We start from the raw sequence: 17,054 nt of genomic DNA, 5'->3' as shown, positions 1-17,054 counted from the left end.
GAGGGCGTGCCCGACTATCGCGTGACCATGACGATGGGGGCGTTGCGACCGGGCGTCTCACCAGCCGCCGTGCTGCCCGCCGCGAAGGCCGCCGCCGGCGAGCTCACGATGGTCGAGGCGGCCGACCTGACCGTCGTCGCGGGGAGCGCGCGCATCGTGATCAGGTTCGAGTCGGATGACGCGGAGCTGGCGGTTCAGATCGCCGAGCATGTGGTCGCGACCACGCGTAGCTCGGTCGACGTGCCCGTGTTCACCGTCACCGAGCGCGGCCGCGGCCGCTGGTTCACGGTGCGCTGAGCAGGTCAGGCGCTGAGCAGGTCAGGCGTCGAGCAGGTCAGGCGTCGAGCGGAGGACCGTCGCCGCGCGCGACGTCGATGCCCGAATCGTCGAGTTTGTCGGCATCGTCGATGAATTCGTCGTCGCCCGCGAAGTCCTCGTCGACGAGCTCGTCGCGATCGGTGATGAGCTGCTCGTCGACTATCGGCATGTCGCTGAAGGGATCGCCGCTCGACGGGAGCCCGATCGGGAAGATGCTGCTCATGGGGAACCTCCTGGAATGGTTCGAACTGATCGTCTCTCCAGTCAATACCCGCGACGAGTTCTCCACAACGACCCGGGTCGGCCGGTTATGCACAGATCCGCCGCCGTGCGTGCCGGCGGTGCCGACCCGGCCGCACTCTCGATACATGATCGAACGCCAAGAAGCCGACCTCGAACCGCTCACGACCGACGCCCTCATCGAGAGTCGCGTCGAATCCCTCATCGGCCGGGCGCAGAACCGCCAGATCTGGCTGCTGTTTCTCGACCGCAACGACGTGCAGTCGCCGCTGGTGCTGCCCGTCTCCGACATTCCCGTCGCGCCGCCCGACGACGATCTCGACAACTGGAGCGAGCTGCTGCGCGGCACCACGGCGGCCGTCGACTCCGCAGACGTCATCGTGGTCGTCGAGCGTTATGCGACAGAGCGGCTCACCGACGCCGACCGCGCGTGGGCCAGAATGCTGAGAGACGGATGCCGCGTGGCCGGTGTCACCCTGCGCGCGGTCGTTCTGAGCCACCGCAACGGCGTGCGGCTGCTCGCCGCCGAAGACTACGCGTAGGCGAGGAGGTCGTTACGCCGATGCCGCCGGCAGCGACGATTCGATGAGCTCGACGATCTCGGGGGCGTCGGGCTCGGTGCGCGGCCGGAACCGGTGCACCTCGCCGGCGGGGGTGATGACGAACTTCTCGAAGTTCCAGCTCACCTTGCCCGCCTTGCCGTCGGCGTCGGGGGTCTTCGTGAGCTCGGCGTAGAGGGGGTGCTGCTGCTTGCCGTTCACCCGGATCTTCTCGAACATCGGGAAGGTCACGCCCCACGTGGCCGAGCAGTACTCCGCGATCTTCTCTTCGGTGCCGAGCTCCTGCAGAAACTGGTTGCTCGGAAATCCGAGCACCGAGAATCCGCGATCGCCGTAGGTCTTCTGCAGCTCTTCGAGCTTCTCGTACTGGGGCGCGAGGCCGCAGCGGGAGGCGACGTTCACGATGAGCAGCACCTTGTCGTCGAATGCGCCGAGGGTGGTCTGCTCGCCTCGGATAGTCGTCAGCGGGATGTCAGAGATCGGGGTATCGGAGATCGTCATAAATGTGACGATACGCCCTGTTGCCCTGTACGTCAGCCGTGCACGAACGTCAGCCGTGCACGAACGTCAGCCGCGCACGGCGAGAGCGAACGGCAGTACGGCCGAGGCGCCGGCCTGCCGCAACGCCCTGCCGGCGACGGTGAGGGTCCAGCGGCTGTCGACCAGGTCGTCGACGAGCAGCACCGGCTGCCCGACGGGAACGTCGAGCCCGCTCGTGCCGAACCGTTCCCAGACGCTCGCGAGCCGGTACGCGCTGTTGCCGCCGGCTTCGCCGCTCGGCCCGCCATTCTGGGGGGCGAGTTCGCCGAGGTAGGGGAGGCGGCCCGCGGCGCTCAGTCCGCGCGCGACGGAGTCGACGAGCAGCGGATGCCGACGAGACGGCACGGAGACGATCGCGACCGGGCGTTCGCCCCAGCCCCAGCCGGCGAGCACGCGCACGCAGGCGGCGATCATGGCGGGTGGGGCGGGCGCGTCGACCGCACCGGGGGCGAAGGCGTCGCGCAGGGCGCCGCCCCAGCCGAGGTCGGTGAGCCGGGCCAGCGCGCGCCCCGACTCGAGACGCTCGCCCACGGCGATATTGCCCTTCACCGGAACGCCGAGGTTGGCCATCGCGTTCGGCCACTGGGCGCGCGGTTCGATGGCGACGCCGACACGGTCGAGCGATTGGGCGGCGGTGGCCGTGGCATCCGTCTCGATGTCTGTCGGGTACCAGACCCCCGCACAGTTGTCGCAGCGTCCGCAGGGAACGGCCGTCGTGTCGTCGAGGGCGCGCTGCAGAAACTGCATGCGGCACCCCTCGGTGCCGGCGGGAAGGCGCTCGTAGTCGAGCATCGACTGCTGTTCCGCCTCGCGGGCCGCGGCGATGCGCTCGTAGCGTTCGGCGTCGTAGGCCCATGGTTCACCCGTCGACACCCAGCCGCCCTGCACCTTGCGCACGGCACCGTCGACGTCGAGCACCTTGAGCAGCAGTTCGAGCGGGGAGCGCTTGAGGTCGACGCGCGCCTCGAGGGCGGGCGTCGAGGTCGGGGACGAGTCGAGCTCGGCGATCACCGCGAGCGCCTTGTGTTTGTTCGGCATCGACGACGTGGCGAAGTAGTTCCAGATCGCCTCGTCTTCACTGCCGGGCAGCAGCAGCACGTCGGCGTTGTCGGTGGCGCGGCCGGCACGACCGACCTGCTGGTAGTAGGCGACGGGGGAGGAGGGCGCACCGAGGTGCAGCACGAACCCGAGGTCGGGCTTGTCGAAGCCCATTCCGAGCGCGCTCGTGGCGACGAGGGCCTTGACGTCGTTGACCTTGAGCCGCCCCTCGAGCTGCTCCCGCTCGGACGTGTCGGTGCGGCCGGTGTAGGCGTGCACCTCGTGACCGGCGTCGCGCAGCAGGCGCGCGGTGTCTTCTGCCGCGGAGACCGTGAGCGCGTAGATGATGCCGCTGCCGGGGAGCTCGGCGAGGTGCGTGAGCAACCAGGCGAGCCGGGCCTGCGCGGTGGGGAGACGCAGCACCCCGAGGCGCAGCGACGCGCGGGCGAGCGGGCCGCGGATGGTGAGCACGTCGGACGTGTGCCCGGAGAGCTGTTCGGCGACGTCGGCGACCACGCGGCTGTTCGCGGTGGCGGTGGTGGCCAGCACGGGTATGCCGTCGGGCAGTTCGGCGATGAGATCGCGCAGCCGCCGGTAGTCGGGCCGGAAGTCGTGCCCCCAGTCGGAGATGCAGTGTGCCTCGTCGACCACGAGCAGCCCGGCGCGCGACACGAGCGCGGGCAGCTGCTCGTCGCGGAACGACGGGTTGTTGAGGCGCTCGGGGGAGACGAGCAGCACGTCGACCTCGTCGTCGCGCAGCTTCTGCAGCACGTCGGCCCACTCGTGGGCGTTCGACGAATTGATCGAGACGGCACGTACGCCGGCTCGCGCGGCGGCGGCCACCTGGTCGCGCATCAGGGCGAGCAGCGGGGATACCAGGATCGTCGGACCCGACCCGCGCTGGCGCAGCAGAAGAGTCGCGACGAAGTAGACCGCCGACTTTCCCCACCCGGTGCGCTGCACGACGAGCGCGCGCCGACGGTCGTCGACGAGGGCGGCGATCGCCTCGAACTGGCCGTCGTGGAAGTCGGCGTCGTCGCGGCCCACGAGCGTGCGCAGCACGGTGAGGGCGGATTCGCGCGTGTTCGTGGGCGGGGCTGCAGTGTCAGTCATCGGTACAGCCTGACAGGTGCCGCCGACGCCCGCCGTGCCAGGGACGGATCGGCCACCCGCAGACGCTGTGGAGGACACGCCGAGCAGGCCACCAGCATCCGTTCGGTATCGTCTCTAGAACAGAATCGTCTCTAGAACGGTTCAGTTTCCACGAAAGCGAGCCGATGCCCGACAGCCCGATCTCGGCGACGCCCTACGAGGTGCTCGGCGTGAGCTCCTCGGCGAGCCACGACGAACTGCGCCGCGCCTACCGCAAGCTCGCCCGCGAAACCCACCCCGACACCGGCGGCAGCTCGGCGCGCTTCGTGGCGGTGCAGCTGGCGTGGGAGCGCATCGGCACCCCGGAAGACCGCGCCGCCTACGACCGTGGTCGACCGAGTTCGCGCGCCAACCTCAGCGAACCGCACGAGAGCTGGGCGGCGCCGAGCGGCCGCGCGCCGGCACAGGACACTCGGCCCCCGGCCCGCGCCTACGGCCACCCGGGCGGCTGGCGACGCGAACGCTTCCTCGGGCTCATGCGCGAGTGGGTCGGCCTCGGCGCCCCACTGCCCGACCCCTACGACCCCGCGCTGGTGCGCAGCGCCCCGCGCGAGATCCGCCACCTGCTCGCGGACGCCCTCGCCGAAGAAGCCACGGCCCGCACGATCTCGGCCCTCGGCATCGGCTACACGGTGTGGCATGACGTGGCCACCGGCTACCCCGACGAGAAGATCGATCACGTCGTCCTCGGCGCCACCGGCCTGTTCGCCGTGCTCTCCGAAGACTTCGGCGGCACCGTCCGGGTCAAGGGCGGCGAACTCATCGGCGAAGCCGTGAACGGCGACCGCCCCATGAACGAACTCGGTCACCGCGCCAAAGCGCTGCAGCGCAGCCTGCGGCTCAAGTTCACCGGCCTCGTGATCGTGGTGCCCGACGACGACCTCGCCGAACCCGTCGTCGACCTGGGCAAGGTGAAGGGCGCGTCGGCCGCCGTCGTGCGGCTCTCCTACCTGCCCGCTCTACTGCGGGAAGGACTGCCCGGTTCCGCCCTCAGCGGCGGCAACGAGGTCTTCGACGTGCGCACCCGCCTGCTGGCCGGCATCCGCTTCGTCGAATAGCGGAACGGCTCGCTAGCCGACATCGAACCGGGTGGAGCCGGTCGTGGCCACGTCGGTGATCTCGACCCCGCTCACCGAGGCGCTCGGCGGGCCGTGCCTCAGCCAGTCGAGAAACCGGTCGACCGAGACAGGCGCCCCCTCCGCTTCGACCTCCACCGTGTCATCCGGCCTGTTGCGCGCGAAGCCCGAGACACCCAGTTCCTGGGCGACCGAACGGGCACTCCAGCGGAAGCCGACACCCTGAACCAGGCCGCTGACAATGGCGCGGCGACGCACGTCTGCAGTCATGCCGCCACGGTAGCGCGAACGCGCCAGAGTCGCCACGCCGCTTTACCTGTCGTTCAGCCGGGCGTGCAGGCGGCCGTCGTAGACTTTGCGAGTCAATCGTGCAGATTCGTTTCCCGGCAGAGCAGGTAGTCACCATTAAAATCGCAAGCTACAACCTTCGCAAAAACATGGCCAGCGCCGAACTGGCCGGACTCGTCGACACCTACGATCTCGACCTACTGTGCCTGCAGGAGTGCGACACCAAACTGCTTCCGGCCGAGCTCGGCCCGATGAAGCTCGCGGACGCCACCAAGCTCAACCGTCTCGGCCTCGCCATCTACTACCGCGCCGAGCGGTTCACCGCCCTCGAGACCAAGACCTTCGAGCTCAAGAAGTCGCTGCACGACATCATCGCCTCGCCGACGCACGAGCGCTTGATCGGCACCAGATTTCTCGACAACGAGACCGGGCACGAGTTCATCGCCGCGTCGTTCCACGCGTCGCCTCTCACGGCCCTCAATTCGCTGCGCCGCAACCAGATCAAGGCGGCCCACGAGGCGCTCAAGGCGATGGGCGACCTGCCGCACGTGATGGTGGGCGACTACAACTACCCGCTGTTCCAGAAGGGCCTCGGCAAGCGCATCGGCAAGACCGGCTACGACCTCTCGCTGAGCGACCGCCGCACCTACACGCGCTACAAGATCTTCACGGGCCACTTCGACTTCGTGACGAGCGTCGGAATGGTGATCGACAACGTCGAGACGCTTCCGATCGGTGCATCCGACCACCTGCCGATCCTGGTGACCGCCTCGTCGACCGCCAAGGAGCAGGCGGCGTAACCCCTCTGGTCACCCTCACCCGAACGAGATGGTGACCCGCACGCAGCCGCGCGGCACCGTTGCGGTATGGGCGAACTGACTTCATGGCGCGACGGACCGACCAAGCAGGCAATCGAGGCGTTCGTCGCCGGATTGGACGAACGCGCGGTTCCGCGTGAGCAACGCGTGGCCGTCTTCGACAACGACGGGACGCTCTGGGCCGAGAAGCCGATGCCGACCCAACTGCACTATCTGTTGCAGCAGTGGGCGGCCGCGGCGAGCGCCGACCCCAGCCTGGCGCAGGCCCAGCCGTACGCGGCAGCGGTGTCCGGCGATTTCGCCTGGCTCGGCGGCGCAATCGACAAGCACTATGCCGGAGACGACTCCGACCTGCACGCGGTCGTGCGGGCGATCGTGCGCACCACCGACGGCATGAGCGTCGAAGACTACGAGGCATCCGTCTCCGACTTCTATGCCAAGGCTCACCACCTGACGCTGAAAAAGCCGTACAGCGGCGCGGTCTACCAGCCGATGATCGAGCTGCTGCGCTATCTGGAGGCGAACGGCTTCACCTGTTACATCGTCTCGGGCGGCGAGCGCGACTTCATGCGCCCGATGACGATGGAGTACTACGGCATCCCGCCGGAGCGCGTGGTCGGCTCGGCGTTGGGACTCCAATATACGGATGACGGGACCGTGCGTTACGGCTCGGAGTTGGCGTTTCTCGACGACGGGCCCGAAAAGCCGGTGCGGATCTGGACGCGCATCGGCAGACGGCCGATGCTGGCCGGCGGCAACTCTAACGGCGACGTGCCGATGCTCGACTACACGAGCGGGTTGCGACTGCTCATCCACCACGACGACGACACCGGGCGCGGCGACGTCCCCTACGACAAGGGCGCCGAGGCCGCCCTCGCCGCCGCCCGCCAGAACGGCTACACGGTCGTGAGCGTGAAGAACGACTGGTCGAGGGTCTTCCCCGACTGACCGGCACCGGGCTCTCGCCCGTTTCGGGTCTGTCGGCACGCAGTGCCGACACCGGAGAGTGGTGGCAGTCGACACACTTTGGAGGCCCTCATGCCACTCGCCCAGATCGAGATTCTCACCCTCGCGTTCCCGGGTAACCGGTTCGACGGTCAGATACTGCCGGAGCTCGGGAAACTCGTCGAAGACGGCACCATCACGATCATCGACGGCCTGTTCGTCAGCGTCGCCGCTGACGGCGACATCATGTTCACGGAATTAGACGAACTCGGCGTCGGCGAAGAGGCGGCTGCGTTGACCGAACTCGTCGACCGTTTCGACGAGTTGATCTCGGCAGAGGATGTGCAGGAGATCGCGGCAGGACTCGAGCCGAACAGTTCTGCGGCCATTCTCGTCTTCGAACACACCTGGCTGAAGCCGCTGCGTGACGCGATCGTGGGCTCGGGCGGGGTGCTGCTCGACAGCGTCCGGATTCCTGGGCCTGTCGTCGACGACGTGCTCGCGGTGCTCGCCGATTTCGACAAGGAGGAGACACGATGATCCGACGCAGAGTGGGCAGACCGGGTCTGCTGGGAACAATGGCACGCACCGCCGTTATTGCGGGTACGGCTACGGCCGTCTCGGGTGGCATCCAGCGTGGTCAGCAAGAGCGCGCACAGGCGGCGGCCGCGCCACCTGTCGCGGTGCCGCCAGCCGCAGTGCCGCCAGCCGCAGCGCCGCCAGCCGCAGCGCCGCCCGCAGCACCACCGCCCACCGACGACACCATCGCCCAGCTCTCGAAGCTCGGCGAGCTGCGTCAGGCGGGAATTCTCGACGACACGGAGTTCACCGCGGCGAAAGCGAAACTACTCGGCATCTGATGCCGACCTAACGAAGGAGAAACCATGCCCGACGGAAAGCCGAACATCCTGGTCATCTGGGGTGACGACATTGGCATCACCAACCTGAGCGCCTACAGCGACGGTCTTATGGGGTATCGCACCCCCAACATCGACCGCATCGCGGAGGAGGGCATGCGCTTCACCGACTCGTACGGCGAACAGAGCTGCACGGCGGGCCGCTCGTCGTTCATCACCGGTCAGAGCGTGTTCCGCACCGGGCTCAGCAAAGTCGGAATGCCCGGTTCGCCCCTCGGGCTGCAGGCCGAAGACCCGACGATAGCGCAGTTGCTGAAGCCTCTCGGCTACACGACGGGACAGTTCGGCAAGAACCACCTCGGCGACAAGAACGAGTTCTTGCCGACGGTGCACGGCTTCGACGAGTTCTTCGGCAACCTCTACCACCTCAACGCGGAGGAGGAGCCGGAGCTGCCGAACTGGCCGTCCGCGGAAGACTTCCCGGTATTCAACGAGCGGGCGCGACCGCGTGGCGTCATTCACTCGTGGGCGAGCGACGTCGACGACGACACCGACGACGGCCGGTTCGGTCGACGCGGCCGCCAGCGCATCGAAGACACCGGGCCGTTGACGAAGAAGCGGATGGAAGACGTCGACGACGAATTCGCCGCTGCCGCGAAGGACTTCATCGCGCGGGCCAGCGATACGCAGACGCCTTTCTTCGTCTGGATGAACACCACCCACATGCACTTCCGCACCCACCCGAAGCCCCAGAGCGTCGGACAGGCCGGCCGCTGGCAGTCGGAGTACCACGACACGATGATCGACCACGACCTGCTCGTCGGCGAGCTGCTCGACCAGCTCGACGAGCTGGGAATCGCCGACGACACCATAGTGATCTACTCCACCGACAACGGTCCGCACATGAACACCTGGCCCGACGGCGGCATGACCCCCTTCCGCAGCGAGAAGAACACCAACTGGGAGGGTGCGTTCCGGGTTCCCGAGATGGTCCGCTGGCCGGGTCACATCGCCGCCGGCGTCGTCTCGAACGAGATCGTCCAGCATCACGACTGGCTCCCTACCCTGCTCGCCGCGGCGGGTGACCTCGACGTCGTCGAGCGCCTCAAAGCGTCGACGACGGTGGGTGACACCGAGTTCAAGGCGCACATCGACGGGTACAACCTGTTGCCGTACCTCACGGGGGAGGAGGAGAGGAGCCCGCGTAAGGGACTCGTATATTTCTCCGACGATGGCGACGTTCTCGCGCTGCGCTTCGATAACTGGAAGGCCGTGTTCATGGAGCAGCGCACCCAGGGCACCCTCGCCGTCTGGGCCGATCCGTTCGTCGAGCTGCGCGTTCCCAAGCTGTACAACCTGCGCACCGACCCGTTCGAGCGAGCGGATGTCACGTCGAACACCTATTACGACTGGCTGCTGAACAATGCCTATCTCGTGCTCGCCGCCCAAAGCCTGATGGGCGAGTTCCTCGCCACCTTCCACGAGTTCCCGCCCCGCCAGAAGGCCGCGAGCTTCAACATCTCCCAGGCCGTCGAGAAACTGCAATCGTTCCTCGCGGGCGGTGACTAATGGGGGTCATCGCGCCCGCGGCCGAGCTGGTGGTGATCGAGGGCGCGGAATTCAGCATGGGTTCCGACCGTCACTACCCGGAGGAGGCGCCCGCGCACCCGGCGCGGGTCGAGAGCTTCCGGATGAGCCGCACCCCGGTCACCAACCGCGAGTTCGCGGCGTTCGCCCGGGCGACCGGGTACCGTTCCGTGGCCGAAAGGCCACTGGACCCTGAGGCCTTCCCTGGCGCCCCGGCCGAGAACCTGCAACCGGGGTCGATGGTGTTCACCGGCACGCCCGGACCGGCCGACCTGCGTCACCTCAGCCAGTGGTGGGCGTGGGTTCCCGGCGCGAACTGGCGCCGCCCGGTCGGGCCCGGATCCACGATCGCCGACCGTGCCGACCACCCCGTGGTTCACGTCGCCCACGAAGACGCCGCCGCCTACGCGGAATGGGTCGGCGGCAGGTTGCCGACAGAGGCGGAGTGGGAGCTCGCGGCTCGCGGCGGCAGGCACGCGGCATCCTTCACCTGGGGCGACGACCCAGAACCGGCCGACGCCCACCTCGCCAACTTCTGGCACGGCGACTTTCCGTGGCGGGCGCGGCCGGGCTACGGCTCGACGACGCCGGTCGGGTCGTTCCCGCCCAACGACTTCGGCCTCTACGACATGGCCGGCAACGTCTGGGAGTGGACGTCAGACTGGTACGCCGCGCACAATGAGGCGCCCGGATGCTGCGTGCCGGAGGTCTCGAGTATCGAACCCGGCAGCGCCTTCGAGGTTCCCCGCAAGGTCGTGAAAGGCGGATCGTTCCTCTGCGCCGACAGCTACTGCCAGCGCTACCGTCCGGCGGCACGCCGCGGCCAGGCGATCGACACGGGTATGAGCCACGTCGGGTTCCGGGTGGCGTTCGGCGAGCCGACATGACCGACGCCATTACTCCCGTCGACCCGCCCGGGCTGCCGAGCAATCCGGCCTTCGCGCACGGCATGATCCTGCCGGTCGCCCCGACGCTCTATGTCGGCGGCCAGAACGGCGTCGACGCCGAGGGCGTGTTGCTCGAGGGGTTGCAGGCGCAGACCGAGCAGGCGCTGCGCAACGTGCTGGCCGTGCTCGCCGCGGCCGGCACCGATGCCGCGCACACCGCCAAGCTCACGATCTACCTCGACCCGGGCGTCGACCCCGACCCGGCCTACGAGGCGAGCCGCGCGGTGTGGACCGCACGCACCGCGGTCACGGTGCTGGCGCTCGCGCCGGCGCGAGCGGGTGCCCTGGTAGAAATCGAGGCTGTCGCGACGATTCCCTGAACACTCGACCCCGGATACAAAAATGACCCCGGATGATTCACCCGGAGTCATATTGCCCCGACACTGTCGGGTCCTGCTGTCTCATTTGCAGAACACCCAGCCTACCAGCCGGCAGCGCCGGCCGCGCGCACGAGGGGATTGCGGTTAGCGTGGGCCGATGACGTCACGCGCCCGCGACATACCCGCCGACGACAGGCTCGCCGTCGAGGTCAGGCCGCTGCCGACCGTGACGGTCGTGGTTGTCGGCGAGGGCGTCGCCGACTCGTCTCCGCATGACGGTGTGATCGCCTTCGTGGGTGCGCACTGCGTGGTCGGGCCACACTGGGCCGGGTTCGTCGCCCGGTCGTTCCAGCTCGATCCCGACCTGGCTGCGCTCACGGGACCGATCAGCCGCCCCGGCCCGCTCGGCGCCGTTGTCGACGGCGCGCGTCGGCTGCTGGTGAGCGTGCTGCTGGCGCGTCCGCCGCTATCCTCGACCAACTGGGCGGTTCGCGCCTCCGACTGGCGATCGGTCAGCGCGCTCGTGGCGCGCGACAGCCCCGAACTCGGGTTCGGGATTGCCGCCGCGATCCATCTGGGGCCGGAACGCCGCATCCGCTTCGACCCGCTTATGCGCGCGGCATCGACTCGGCGCGGGGGAGACGGATGGCACGGGGTCGCCGCCCTGCTCGCGGAAGCGAATCCGCTGCGGCGCTGGCGTCGACGCCTCGCGTTCGTCGCCCACCGGCGGCGCCAGCGTTCCGGGGGTGCGCGGCCGCGCGAACGCAGCCGGCTCGTGCGCGCGTGGCGGCTCTGGGCCTCCCGCCGCCCCGTCACGTTCACCGAGAAGGTGCGCTACAAGATGCTGCGCGACCACCGCCCCCTCATCACGACCTTCGCCGACAAGGCGGCGGTGCGAAACTACGTCGCCGACCGCATTGGGGAGGGCTACCTGCCCGTGGCCTACGCGATCAGCCCCGACCCGCGGATCCTGCTCGACACCGACCTGCCCGACGAGTTCGTGCTCAAGCCGACCCACGGCAGCGGCGCGGCGTTCGTCGTGTCACACCGGGCGTCGCCTGCCACGCGACTGCCCACCGAGGATGCGAGCTGGGTGTACCGCCACGTGCTGCCCGCCCACGCCGACCGGGCGGCCATGGCGCGATTGGGCGCCCGCTGGCTCGAGCAGCTGTTCGGGCAGGGGCCGAATCGCGAGTGGGCCTACGGCGGGGTGCCGCGGCAGCTCATCCTCGAAGAACTGCTGGTCGGGCCCGACGGCGGCATCCCCGACGACTTCAAGTTCTTCGTCTTCCACGGTGTGTGCCGCTACATCCAGGTCGACGACGGCCGCTTCGACCGGCGCACGCAGGATTTCTACCTCCCCGACTGGAGCCACCTCCCGCTCAGCGGGGGACCACCGTGGGCCGATCCGCCTCACGAGCCGCCGAGCGGGCTGGCGCAGATGATCCGCATCGCCGAGACGCTCGGCGCCGACACCGACTTCGTGCGGGTCGACCTGTACCACCTCGACGGGCGCATCGTCTTCGGCGAACTCACGAGCTATCCGGCCGGAGGCTACAGCCCGTTCGAACCGGCGGGTTTCGACGCCGAGTTCGGAAGCCACTGGACCGTGCCGAAGAAGTACTAGGCCCAGCCGCCGAGGTAGCCCTCCAGGTCGACCTCGGCGTCGAGCGCGATGACACCGGGGTCGACGAGCTCGAGGTCCGGCAACAGCGGGTCACCGCCCCAGCGGTTCTGGCGCGCCTCGGCGCGCGTGCTGACGAGGCGCAGCAGGCGAGTGCCGTCGGACTGTCGCAGCACGACCCGCGCGTACTCGCCACTCTCGACGGCGGCCAGCGCATCGGCCAGGCCGCCCGGCGCGACGCGAACCGGGCGGTCGAGCTCGACGCGGATGCGTACCCGGTCGAAGCGGCCGTGCGTGTTCCACCTGTCGCTTGCGATCTCCGCCGAGGGCAGTTCGGCCAGCGCCGAGTCCCGGCTGACGAACAGCTGTCCCTCGGTTCCGGATGCCCGTGGCCCCGTGATCACGATGTCGGCCTTCGCGGCGGTCATTGCCCGCGGACGGGAACCGTCGACCGGGATCAGGTCGGCCAGCGCCAGTACCTCGGCGTTCTTGGCGCCCAGCGCTCCGGGCTCCCGCACCGCCCGATCGGGACCGTCGTGCCACGCGACCGCCTCGGGCACGTGAGCCAGCACGGCACCGCGCAGCCAGGCGCGGTAGGCCCACTCCCAGTCTTCGCCGCCGTACCTGCTGAACGACTCGTCGAACCCGCCGACCTCGTCGAAGAACCGTCGGGTGCAGGCGACGACCGCGCCGATAACGAACCGGTAGACGCGGTGGTCGGCGTCGAGCAGATTATTCGTGCCCGCGTAAGCCTCGCGCAACCAGGCCGGTTCGTCGACTTCGTGCGCACGGCCGGCGTCGGGTATCGCTGCCGAGGGCGAGACCGACGCGAAATCGGCGTGACGGCGCCGACCGACGGTCACCGCGTCCCAGGTAAGTGACGGCAGCCGCACGATGTGGCGAAGGTAGTCGGGCTCCGGCGACGTGTCGGCATCGAGGAACACAAGCACCTCGTTGTGGGTGGCCTCGACCCCGCGGTTGCGCGCGGCAGCCACCCGGAATCCCCGGTCCGGTTGAGTGACCACCCGCACGTTCCCGGCGACCCGAGGGGGCTCGGGCGAGCCGTCGTCGGCGACGACGATCTCGACCAGCTCGCGCGGATAGTCCTGGCGCTCGAGCGCCAGCAGGGTGCGGGCCAGTTCGCGCGGCTGCGCGTAGTGGGCGATCACCACCGACACCGTCGGAAGGGCGGCGGGCCGCTCGTCGGCGATCAGATCCCACCGGTTGTGGGGGAGCGCCCAGCCGCCGGCTCTGCGCAGGGTTTCTGTAGGCCCACCGTCGCTCATTCGAGCCCCCGCCACCAGGCGCGGTACTCGCCGGCCACGTCGTCGAGGGTTGGCGACAGGGTCGTCGACGGCGCGAGCCAGGTCGACTGCGGGTCGCGCCACGCCGCCTCCAGCTTTTCGGCGAGTTGATCCGGCCGGAACACGTCGATCGAGCCGGGTCGCAACGCTTCCATCTCACGCGAATACCGCGAGTCGATGACGAGCGCGCGGCGCCCCAGTTCCGCCCAGTCGAGGATGGACCGCGACGCGGACACGTGCTGGTGCGCCGCGAGGGGGACGCCGCCGGACAGCAGCTCGCTCTGGTATTCCTCATCGTCGAGGAACCCCGTCACGCGGAAGTCGACACCCAGCTCGGATGCCCTGCGCCGCAGCTCGCCGGCATCGCGCTCGTGGCCAGCCGACGGTGCTCCGACCGCGACGACGGTCGCGGTCCCGGGGCCCGCCGCGCCGACCGCGGCTGCGGCCTGGATCGCCTCGAGGTGCCCCTTGCCGGGGTAGACGAAACCGCTGATGAGCACGGTATTAGCCCGGGGCTCGCCAGCCTCGGGCCGGGCGGCCGGCCGCGCCGTGCGCGCTCCGAGCGGGATGACGCGCACGTCTCGCGCGGCGTTGCCGAGGTGCTCGTCGAGCAGCATCGCCTCGTGCCTACTGTTCACGGCCACGCCGTTCGCGGCCCCCATGAACCGGCGGTACGCGTCGATCCGGCGACCGAGGTTGCTGCCGTCGGATTCCTGCGGCACATCGTGCAGGGTGATGCTGAGTCGCGTCGACGCCCCCAGAGTCTCGATGCGTTCGGCGGCCTCCTCGGGAGACGAGCCGAAGATGCGGTCGGTGACGTGTGCGTGCGTGCGCGCGGGCATGACCGCGGGTGTCGCGCCGGACTCGCCGCCTATCGCCGCGGCGAGGTCGCCGGCGTAGCGGGTCACCCCGTGGTGTGCGGGTCCGACCACGAGCAGGTACGGCGTTTCTGGGGTCGGCATCTGGGCAATGGTGACGACCGGCGCGGCCGATGTCAAGGCGATACCGTCGGTTCTGCCGTTCGGCACGTTCGGCGTAAGTTGACGGGAGGCGTGGAGCAGTTCGCCCCGCTTTGGGAGGAACGACGTGTCACAGCTCATCGCGCCCGAGTGGACCGCGGGCGCCGACGGACCCCGCGAGCCCTCGGCCACCGTGCGGGTGGTGTCCATTCCCGCCGGGCACCCCTACGTGCGCAGTGTGTCCGCGTCATCCGAAATCGACGTGCTCGACGATCCCCGTCCCGATGGCGCACCCCTCGGTCAGTGGTGGCCGCCCGTCGCGCTCGATCCCCGCTGGATCGACGACCACGCCGCCGACGCCCACATCCTCCACATCCACTTCGGCACCGAGTCGTTCTCTCCCGAACGGTTGCAGGCGACCCTGGATGCGGCGCACGACGCGAACTGGCCCGTCGTCTTCACCGTGCACGACCTCGTGCACCCGCAGCTGGTCGATCAGAGCGTCTACGAGCGCCAGCTCGACGTGCTCGTGCCGAGCGCCGACGCGCTGCTCACCCTGACGCCCGGGGCCGCCGCCGAGATCGCCCGTCGGTGGGGCCGGCGCGCTCAAGTGGTCGCGCATCCCGCCCTGCTCACGACCCCGCCGCGCGCGGTCGAGCGGGCGCGGGGCGACGAGACGCTCCGGGTGGGGATGCACCTCAAAGACCTGCGGTCGAACATTGCCGCCGAGCAGATGGTGGTCGCGTTGGTCGCCGCCCTCGATTCGCTGGCGGCCGACGGACTCGACGCGGTCGGCGAGATCCGGATGCACCGGAGGGTGCGCGATCCCCGTGTGCGCGATCGCGTGCGGGAGATCTGCCGCGGGTCGGCACGGATCGCGCTCGTGGAACACGACCGGCTCGGCGACGACGACCTCGCCGAGGCTCTCGCCGCCCTCGACGCGTGTGTCCTGCCCTACGGCTACGGCACCCATTCCGGCTGGCTCGAACTCTGCTGGGACCTCGGCGTTCCGGTGGCCGCGCCGGCGACGGGCTACTACGCCGATCAACACCCCTTTCCTTCGGTGGCGTCGTTCACCCCCGATCCGGGCGGCGAGGCGCTGGCGGTCTCCCTGCGTCAACTCGCCGAGGCACCGGGGTCCACGCTCGCGGGCACGACTGCTCGGTTCGAGCAGCTGGCGCGGCGGCGTGGTCTGCGCGCGGTCGACGACCTCGCCGTCGCCACAACACACGCCGACCTCTACCGGCGGCTGCTCGCGACCAACTGATCGGCCGCGGACACCAGGGCGGCAGCCACTACGCCCGGCGCGAACTGCCACACACGCTGCGAGGCGGTGCGGGTAAGGCGGTCGCGCAGATGGCTGTCACCGAGGAAGCGGATGATTGCGCCTGCCAGGGCCGCGGCATCCGCGGGCGGCACCATAAGACTGTCTTCGCCGTCCACGCAGAAATCGTCGAATCCGCTGCCGGTCGTGCAGACCAGCGGGCAGCCCGCCGCTTTGATCTCTAGGGCCACGTTGCCGAAGCCCTCCCACGGCGACGGGCAGATGGCGACGGTCGCCTCGCGGATGCCGCGGTACAGCGAGGCGTCCGCCACGTGTCCGAGCCAGAAGACACGCTCCCGCGCCTGCGCGGGCAGCAGCTCGAGCAAGGCCTCCTTGGTCGGCTCGAAACGACTGTCGCCGCTCGCACCGGCGAGCACCAACCGGGCCTCCGGGTGACGCGACGCGACCTCGGCGAACGCGCGCACGGCATCCGTCACCCCCTTTCTGCGTTCCAGGCGCCCGAGGAAGAGCACGACGGGAGCGTCTCCCTCCGGCCAGCCGACGGGCAGTCCCGCCGTCGAAGCCGCGTCGACGACGGCGGCCACGTCGATGCAGTTGCGCACGACCACAGCGGGAGGGAGGTCGGGGTATTGGCACTCTGCCCAGAGCAGCATGGCGCGCGAGATCGGCACCACTCCGTGCGACCGGGTGATCTGCCGGCCTTCCAGCGCGTTCTGCACCGCCACGGCGGCTCGGGTGGCGCGAGGGAGCATTTCGGGGGTGAGGCCGGAGATCTCGTTCGCGAGCCGCATGCTCGTCGCGAGGTTCGTGACGAGCGGCGCCCGCCGGGGGAGCGCCGCACCGAGGCCGCCCCACTCGGCGAGGAAGATGCGGTCGTAGTCGGAACGGGCCGCCGCCGCGCGCACGAGCAGGGCGCGCAGCGGCAGCGCGAACACGCGCGGCATCCGCCCGAGATCGACGTGACGCGCGAGCCGCACGCCGCGCAGGTCGGCGCTCGCCTTGAGCGGACCGGTCGAGAACACCATCAGGTCGACGGCGGTGCCCGATTCGACGATCGCAGGCAATAGCGCCGCGTAATGGCTGCCGATGCCGCCCGTGTACGCCGTGAGTCCGGCGTACTCGGTGGTGGCCACGAGCCAACGTCGGGCGGGGCGGCTTTCTCGGATTACCATCCGTGAACGGTACGCGGAGGCTGG

At 69.5% G+C, this 17,054-nt stretch carries 19 protein-coding genes; 12 read left to right on the top strand and 7 right to left on the bottom strand.

Annotated features, from left to right (window positions below):
- Nucleotides 1-6: 6 nt before the first annotated feature.
- The gene (locus ACLQ6X_RS14445; RefSeq protein WP_411700853.1) at nt 7-297 is read left to right on the top strand and encodes a hypothetical protein; all 291 of its coding nucleotides are present in this window, start codon (nt 7-9) and stop codon (nt 295-297) included.
- A 37-nt stretch (nt 298-334) separates the two neighbouring features.
- Here the strand turns inward: ACLQ6X_RS14445 and ACLQ6X_RS14440 are convergent, their stop codons facing one another.
- Nucleotides 335-541 carry a hypothetical protein gene (locus ACLQ6X_RS14440; RefSeq protein WP_411700852.1) on the bottom strand — a complete coding sequence of 69 codons (207 nt, stop codon included), beginning with the start codon at nt 539-541 and terminating at the stop codon, nt 335-337.
- 145 nt (nt 542-686) lie between these two features.
- Here ACLQ6X_RS14440 and ACLQ6X_RS14435 point away from each other — a divergent pair, with 145 nt between their 5' ends.
- Nucleotides 687-1,100: a hypothetical protein gene (locus tag ACLQ6X_RS14435; RefSeq protein WP_411700851.1), complete on the top strand. Its 414-nt coding sequence runs from the start codon at nt 687-689 to the stop codon at nt 1,098-1,100.
- Nucleotides 1,101-1,112: 12 nt separating this feature from the next.
- On the opposite strand, the gene ACLQ6X_RS14430 is transcribed toward ACLQ6X_RS14435, so the two are convergent.
- Together ACLQ6X_RS14430 and ACLQ6X_RS14425 are read right to left on the bottom strand one after the other, a co-directional pair.
- Nucleotides 1,113-1,619 carry a glutathione peroxidase gene (locus ACLQ6X_RS14430; RefSeq protein ID WP_411700850.1) on the bottom strand — a complete coding sequence of 169 codons (507 nt, stop codon included), beginning with the start codon at nt 1,617-1,619 and terminating at the stop codon, nt 1,113-1,115.
- A 66-nt stretch (nt 1,620-1,685) separates the two neighbouring features.
- Complete coding sequence (locus tag ACLQ6X_RS14425; RefSeq protein WP_411700849.1) at nt 1,686-3,809, bottom strand: RecQ family ATP-dependent DNA helicase; 2,124 nt, start codon at nt 3,807-3,809, stop codon at nt 1,686-1,688.
- A 164-nt stretch (nt 3,810-3,973) separates the two neighbouring features.
- Between ACLQ6X_RS14425 and ACLQ6X_RS14420 the strand changes: the two genes are divergently transcribed.
- Nucleotides 3,974-4,906: a J domain-containing protein gene (locus tag ACLQ6X_RS14420; RefSeq protein WP_411700848.1), complete on the top strand. Its 933-nt coding sequence runs from the start codon at nt 3,974-3,976 to the stop codon at nt 4,904-4,906.
- A 12-nt stretch (nt 4,907-4,918) separates the two neighbouring features.
- On the opposite strand, the gene ACLQ6X_RS14415 is transcribed toward ACLQ6X_RS14420, so the two are convergent.
- Entirely contained in the window at nt 4,919-5,194 is a 276-nt protein-coding gene (locus ACLQ6X_RS14415) for an acylphosphatase (protein ID WP_411700847.1), read from the bottom strand.
- A 134-nt stretch (nt 5,195-5,328) separates the two neighbouring features.
- On the opposite strand from ACLQ6X_RS14415, the gene ACLQ6X_RS14410 reads away from it, so the two are divergent.
- From ACLQ6X_RS14410 to ACLQ6X_RS14375, 8 genes are all read left to right on the top strand, one after another.
- Complete coding sequence (locus ACLQ6X_RS14410) at nt 5,329-6,012, top strand: endonuclease/exonuclease/phosphatase family protein (RefSeq protein ID WP_411700885.1); 684 nt, start codon at nt 5,329-5,331, stop codon at nt 6,010-6,012.
- Between the two features lie 66 nt (nt 6,013-6,078).
- The gene (locus ACLQ6X_RS14405; RefSeq protein WP_411700846.1) at nt 6,079-6,978 is read left to right on the top strand and encodes an HAD family hydrolase; all 900 of its coding nucleotides are present in this window, start codon (nt 6,079-6,081) and stop codon (nt 6,976-6,978) included.
- Nucleotides 6,979-7,068: 90 nt separating this feature from the next.
- The gene (locus ACLQ6X_RS14400; RefSeq protein WP_411700845.1) at nt 7,069-7,515 is read left to right on the top strand and encodes a DUF6325 family protein; all 447 of its coding nucleotides are present in this window, start codon (nt 7,069-7,071) and stop codon (nt 7,513-7,515) included.
- The gene (locus ACLQ6X_RS14395) at nt 7,512-7,835 is read left to right on the top strand and encodes an SHOCT domain-containing protein (RefSeq protein ID WP_411700844.1); all 324 of its coding nucleotides are present in this window, start codon (nt 7,512-7,514) and stop codon (nt 7,833-7,835) included. Before ACLQ6X_RS14400 ends, ACLQ6X_RS14395 begins: the two co-directional genes overlap by 4 nt.
- Nucleotides 7,836-7,859: 24 nt before the next feature.
- Nucleotides 7,860-9,401 carry an arylsulfatase gene (locus ACLQ6X_RS14390; protein ID WP_411700843.1) on the top strand — a complete coding sequence of 514 codons (1,542 nt, stop codon included), beginning with the start codon at nt 7,860-7,862 and terminating at the stop codon, nt 9,399-9,401.
- Entirely contained in the window at nt 9,401-10,306 is a 906-nt protein-coding gene (locus ACLQ6X_RS14385) for a formylglycine-generating enzyme family protein (RefSeq protein ID WP_411700842.1), read from the top strand. Before ACLQ6X_RS14390 ends, ACLQ6X_RS14385 begins: the two co-directional genes overlap by 1 nt.
- Nucleotides 10,303-10,686: a RidA family protein gene (locus ACLQ6X_RS14380; RefSeq protein WP_411700841.1), complete on the top strand. Its 384-nt coding sequence runs from the start codon at nt 10,303-10,305 to the stop codon at nt 10,684-10,686. The genes ACLQ6X_RS14385 and ACLQ6X_RS14380 overlap by 4 nt, the downstream gene beginning before the upstream one ends.
- Nucleotides 10,687-10,843: 157 nt before the next feature.
- Entirely contained in the window at nt 10,844-12,313 is a 1,470-nt protein-coding gene (locus tag ACLQ6X_RS14375) for an ATP-grasp fold amidoligase family protein (protein ID WP_411700840.1), read from the top strand.
- On the opposite strand, the gene ACLQ6X_RS14370 is transcribed toward ACLQ6X_RS14375, so the two are convergent.
- Together ACLQ6X_RS14370 and ACLQ6X_RS14365 are read right to left on the bottom strand one after the other, a co-directional pair.
- Entirely contained in the window at nt 12,310-13,596 is a 1,287-nt protein-coding gene (locus ACLQ6X_RS14370; RefSeq protein WP_411700839.1) for a glycosyltransferase, read from the bottom strand. The two genes, ACLQ6X_RS14375 and ACLQ6X_RS14370, sit on opposite strands and share 4 nt — an antisense overlap.
- Nucleotides 13,593-14,576, bottom strand: coding sequence for a hypothetical protein (locus ACLQ6X_RS14365; RefSeq protein WP_411700838.1), 984 nt, complete (start codon nt 14,574-14,576; stop codon nt 13,593-13,595). The genes ACLQ6X_RS14370 and ACLQ6X_RS14365 overlap by 4 nt, the downstream gene beginning before the upstream one ends.
- A 124-nt stretch (nt 14,577-14,700) precedes the next feature.
- On the opposite strand from ACLQ6X_RS14365, the gene ACLQ6X_RS14360 reads away from it, so the two are divergent.
- Nucleotides 14,701-15,840 (top strand): glycosyltransferase, encoded by a 1,140-nt coding sequence (locus tag ACLQ6X_RS14360; protein WP_411700837.1) that lies wholly within the window; start codon nt 14,701-14,703, stop codon nt 15,838-15,840.
- Here the strand turns inward: ACLQ6X_RS14360 and ACLQ6X_RS14355 are convergent.
- Nucleotides 15,813-17,030 carry a glycosyltransferase family 4 protein gene (locus ACLQ6X_RS14355; RefSeq protein ID WP_411700836.1) on the bottom strand — a complete coding sequence of 406 codons (1,218 nt, stop codon included), beginning with the start codon at nt 17,028-17,030 and terminating at the stop codon, nt 15,813-15,815. The genes ACLQ6X_RS14360 and ACLQ6X_RS14355 overlap by 28 nt on opposite strands.
- Nucleotides 17,031-17,054: the final 24 nt, after the last annotated feature.

Origin of the sequence: Conyzicola sp. (assembly GCF_046714715.1) — a bacterium.
GTDB lineage: Bacteria > Actinomycetota > Actinomycetes > Actinomycetales > Microbacteriaceae > Conyzicola.
This window is presented reverse-complemented; position numbering and strand designations above follow the sequence as displayed.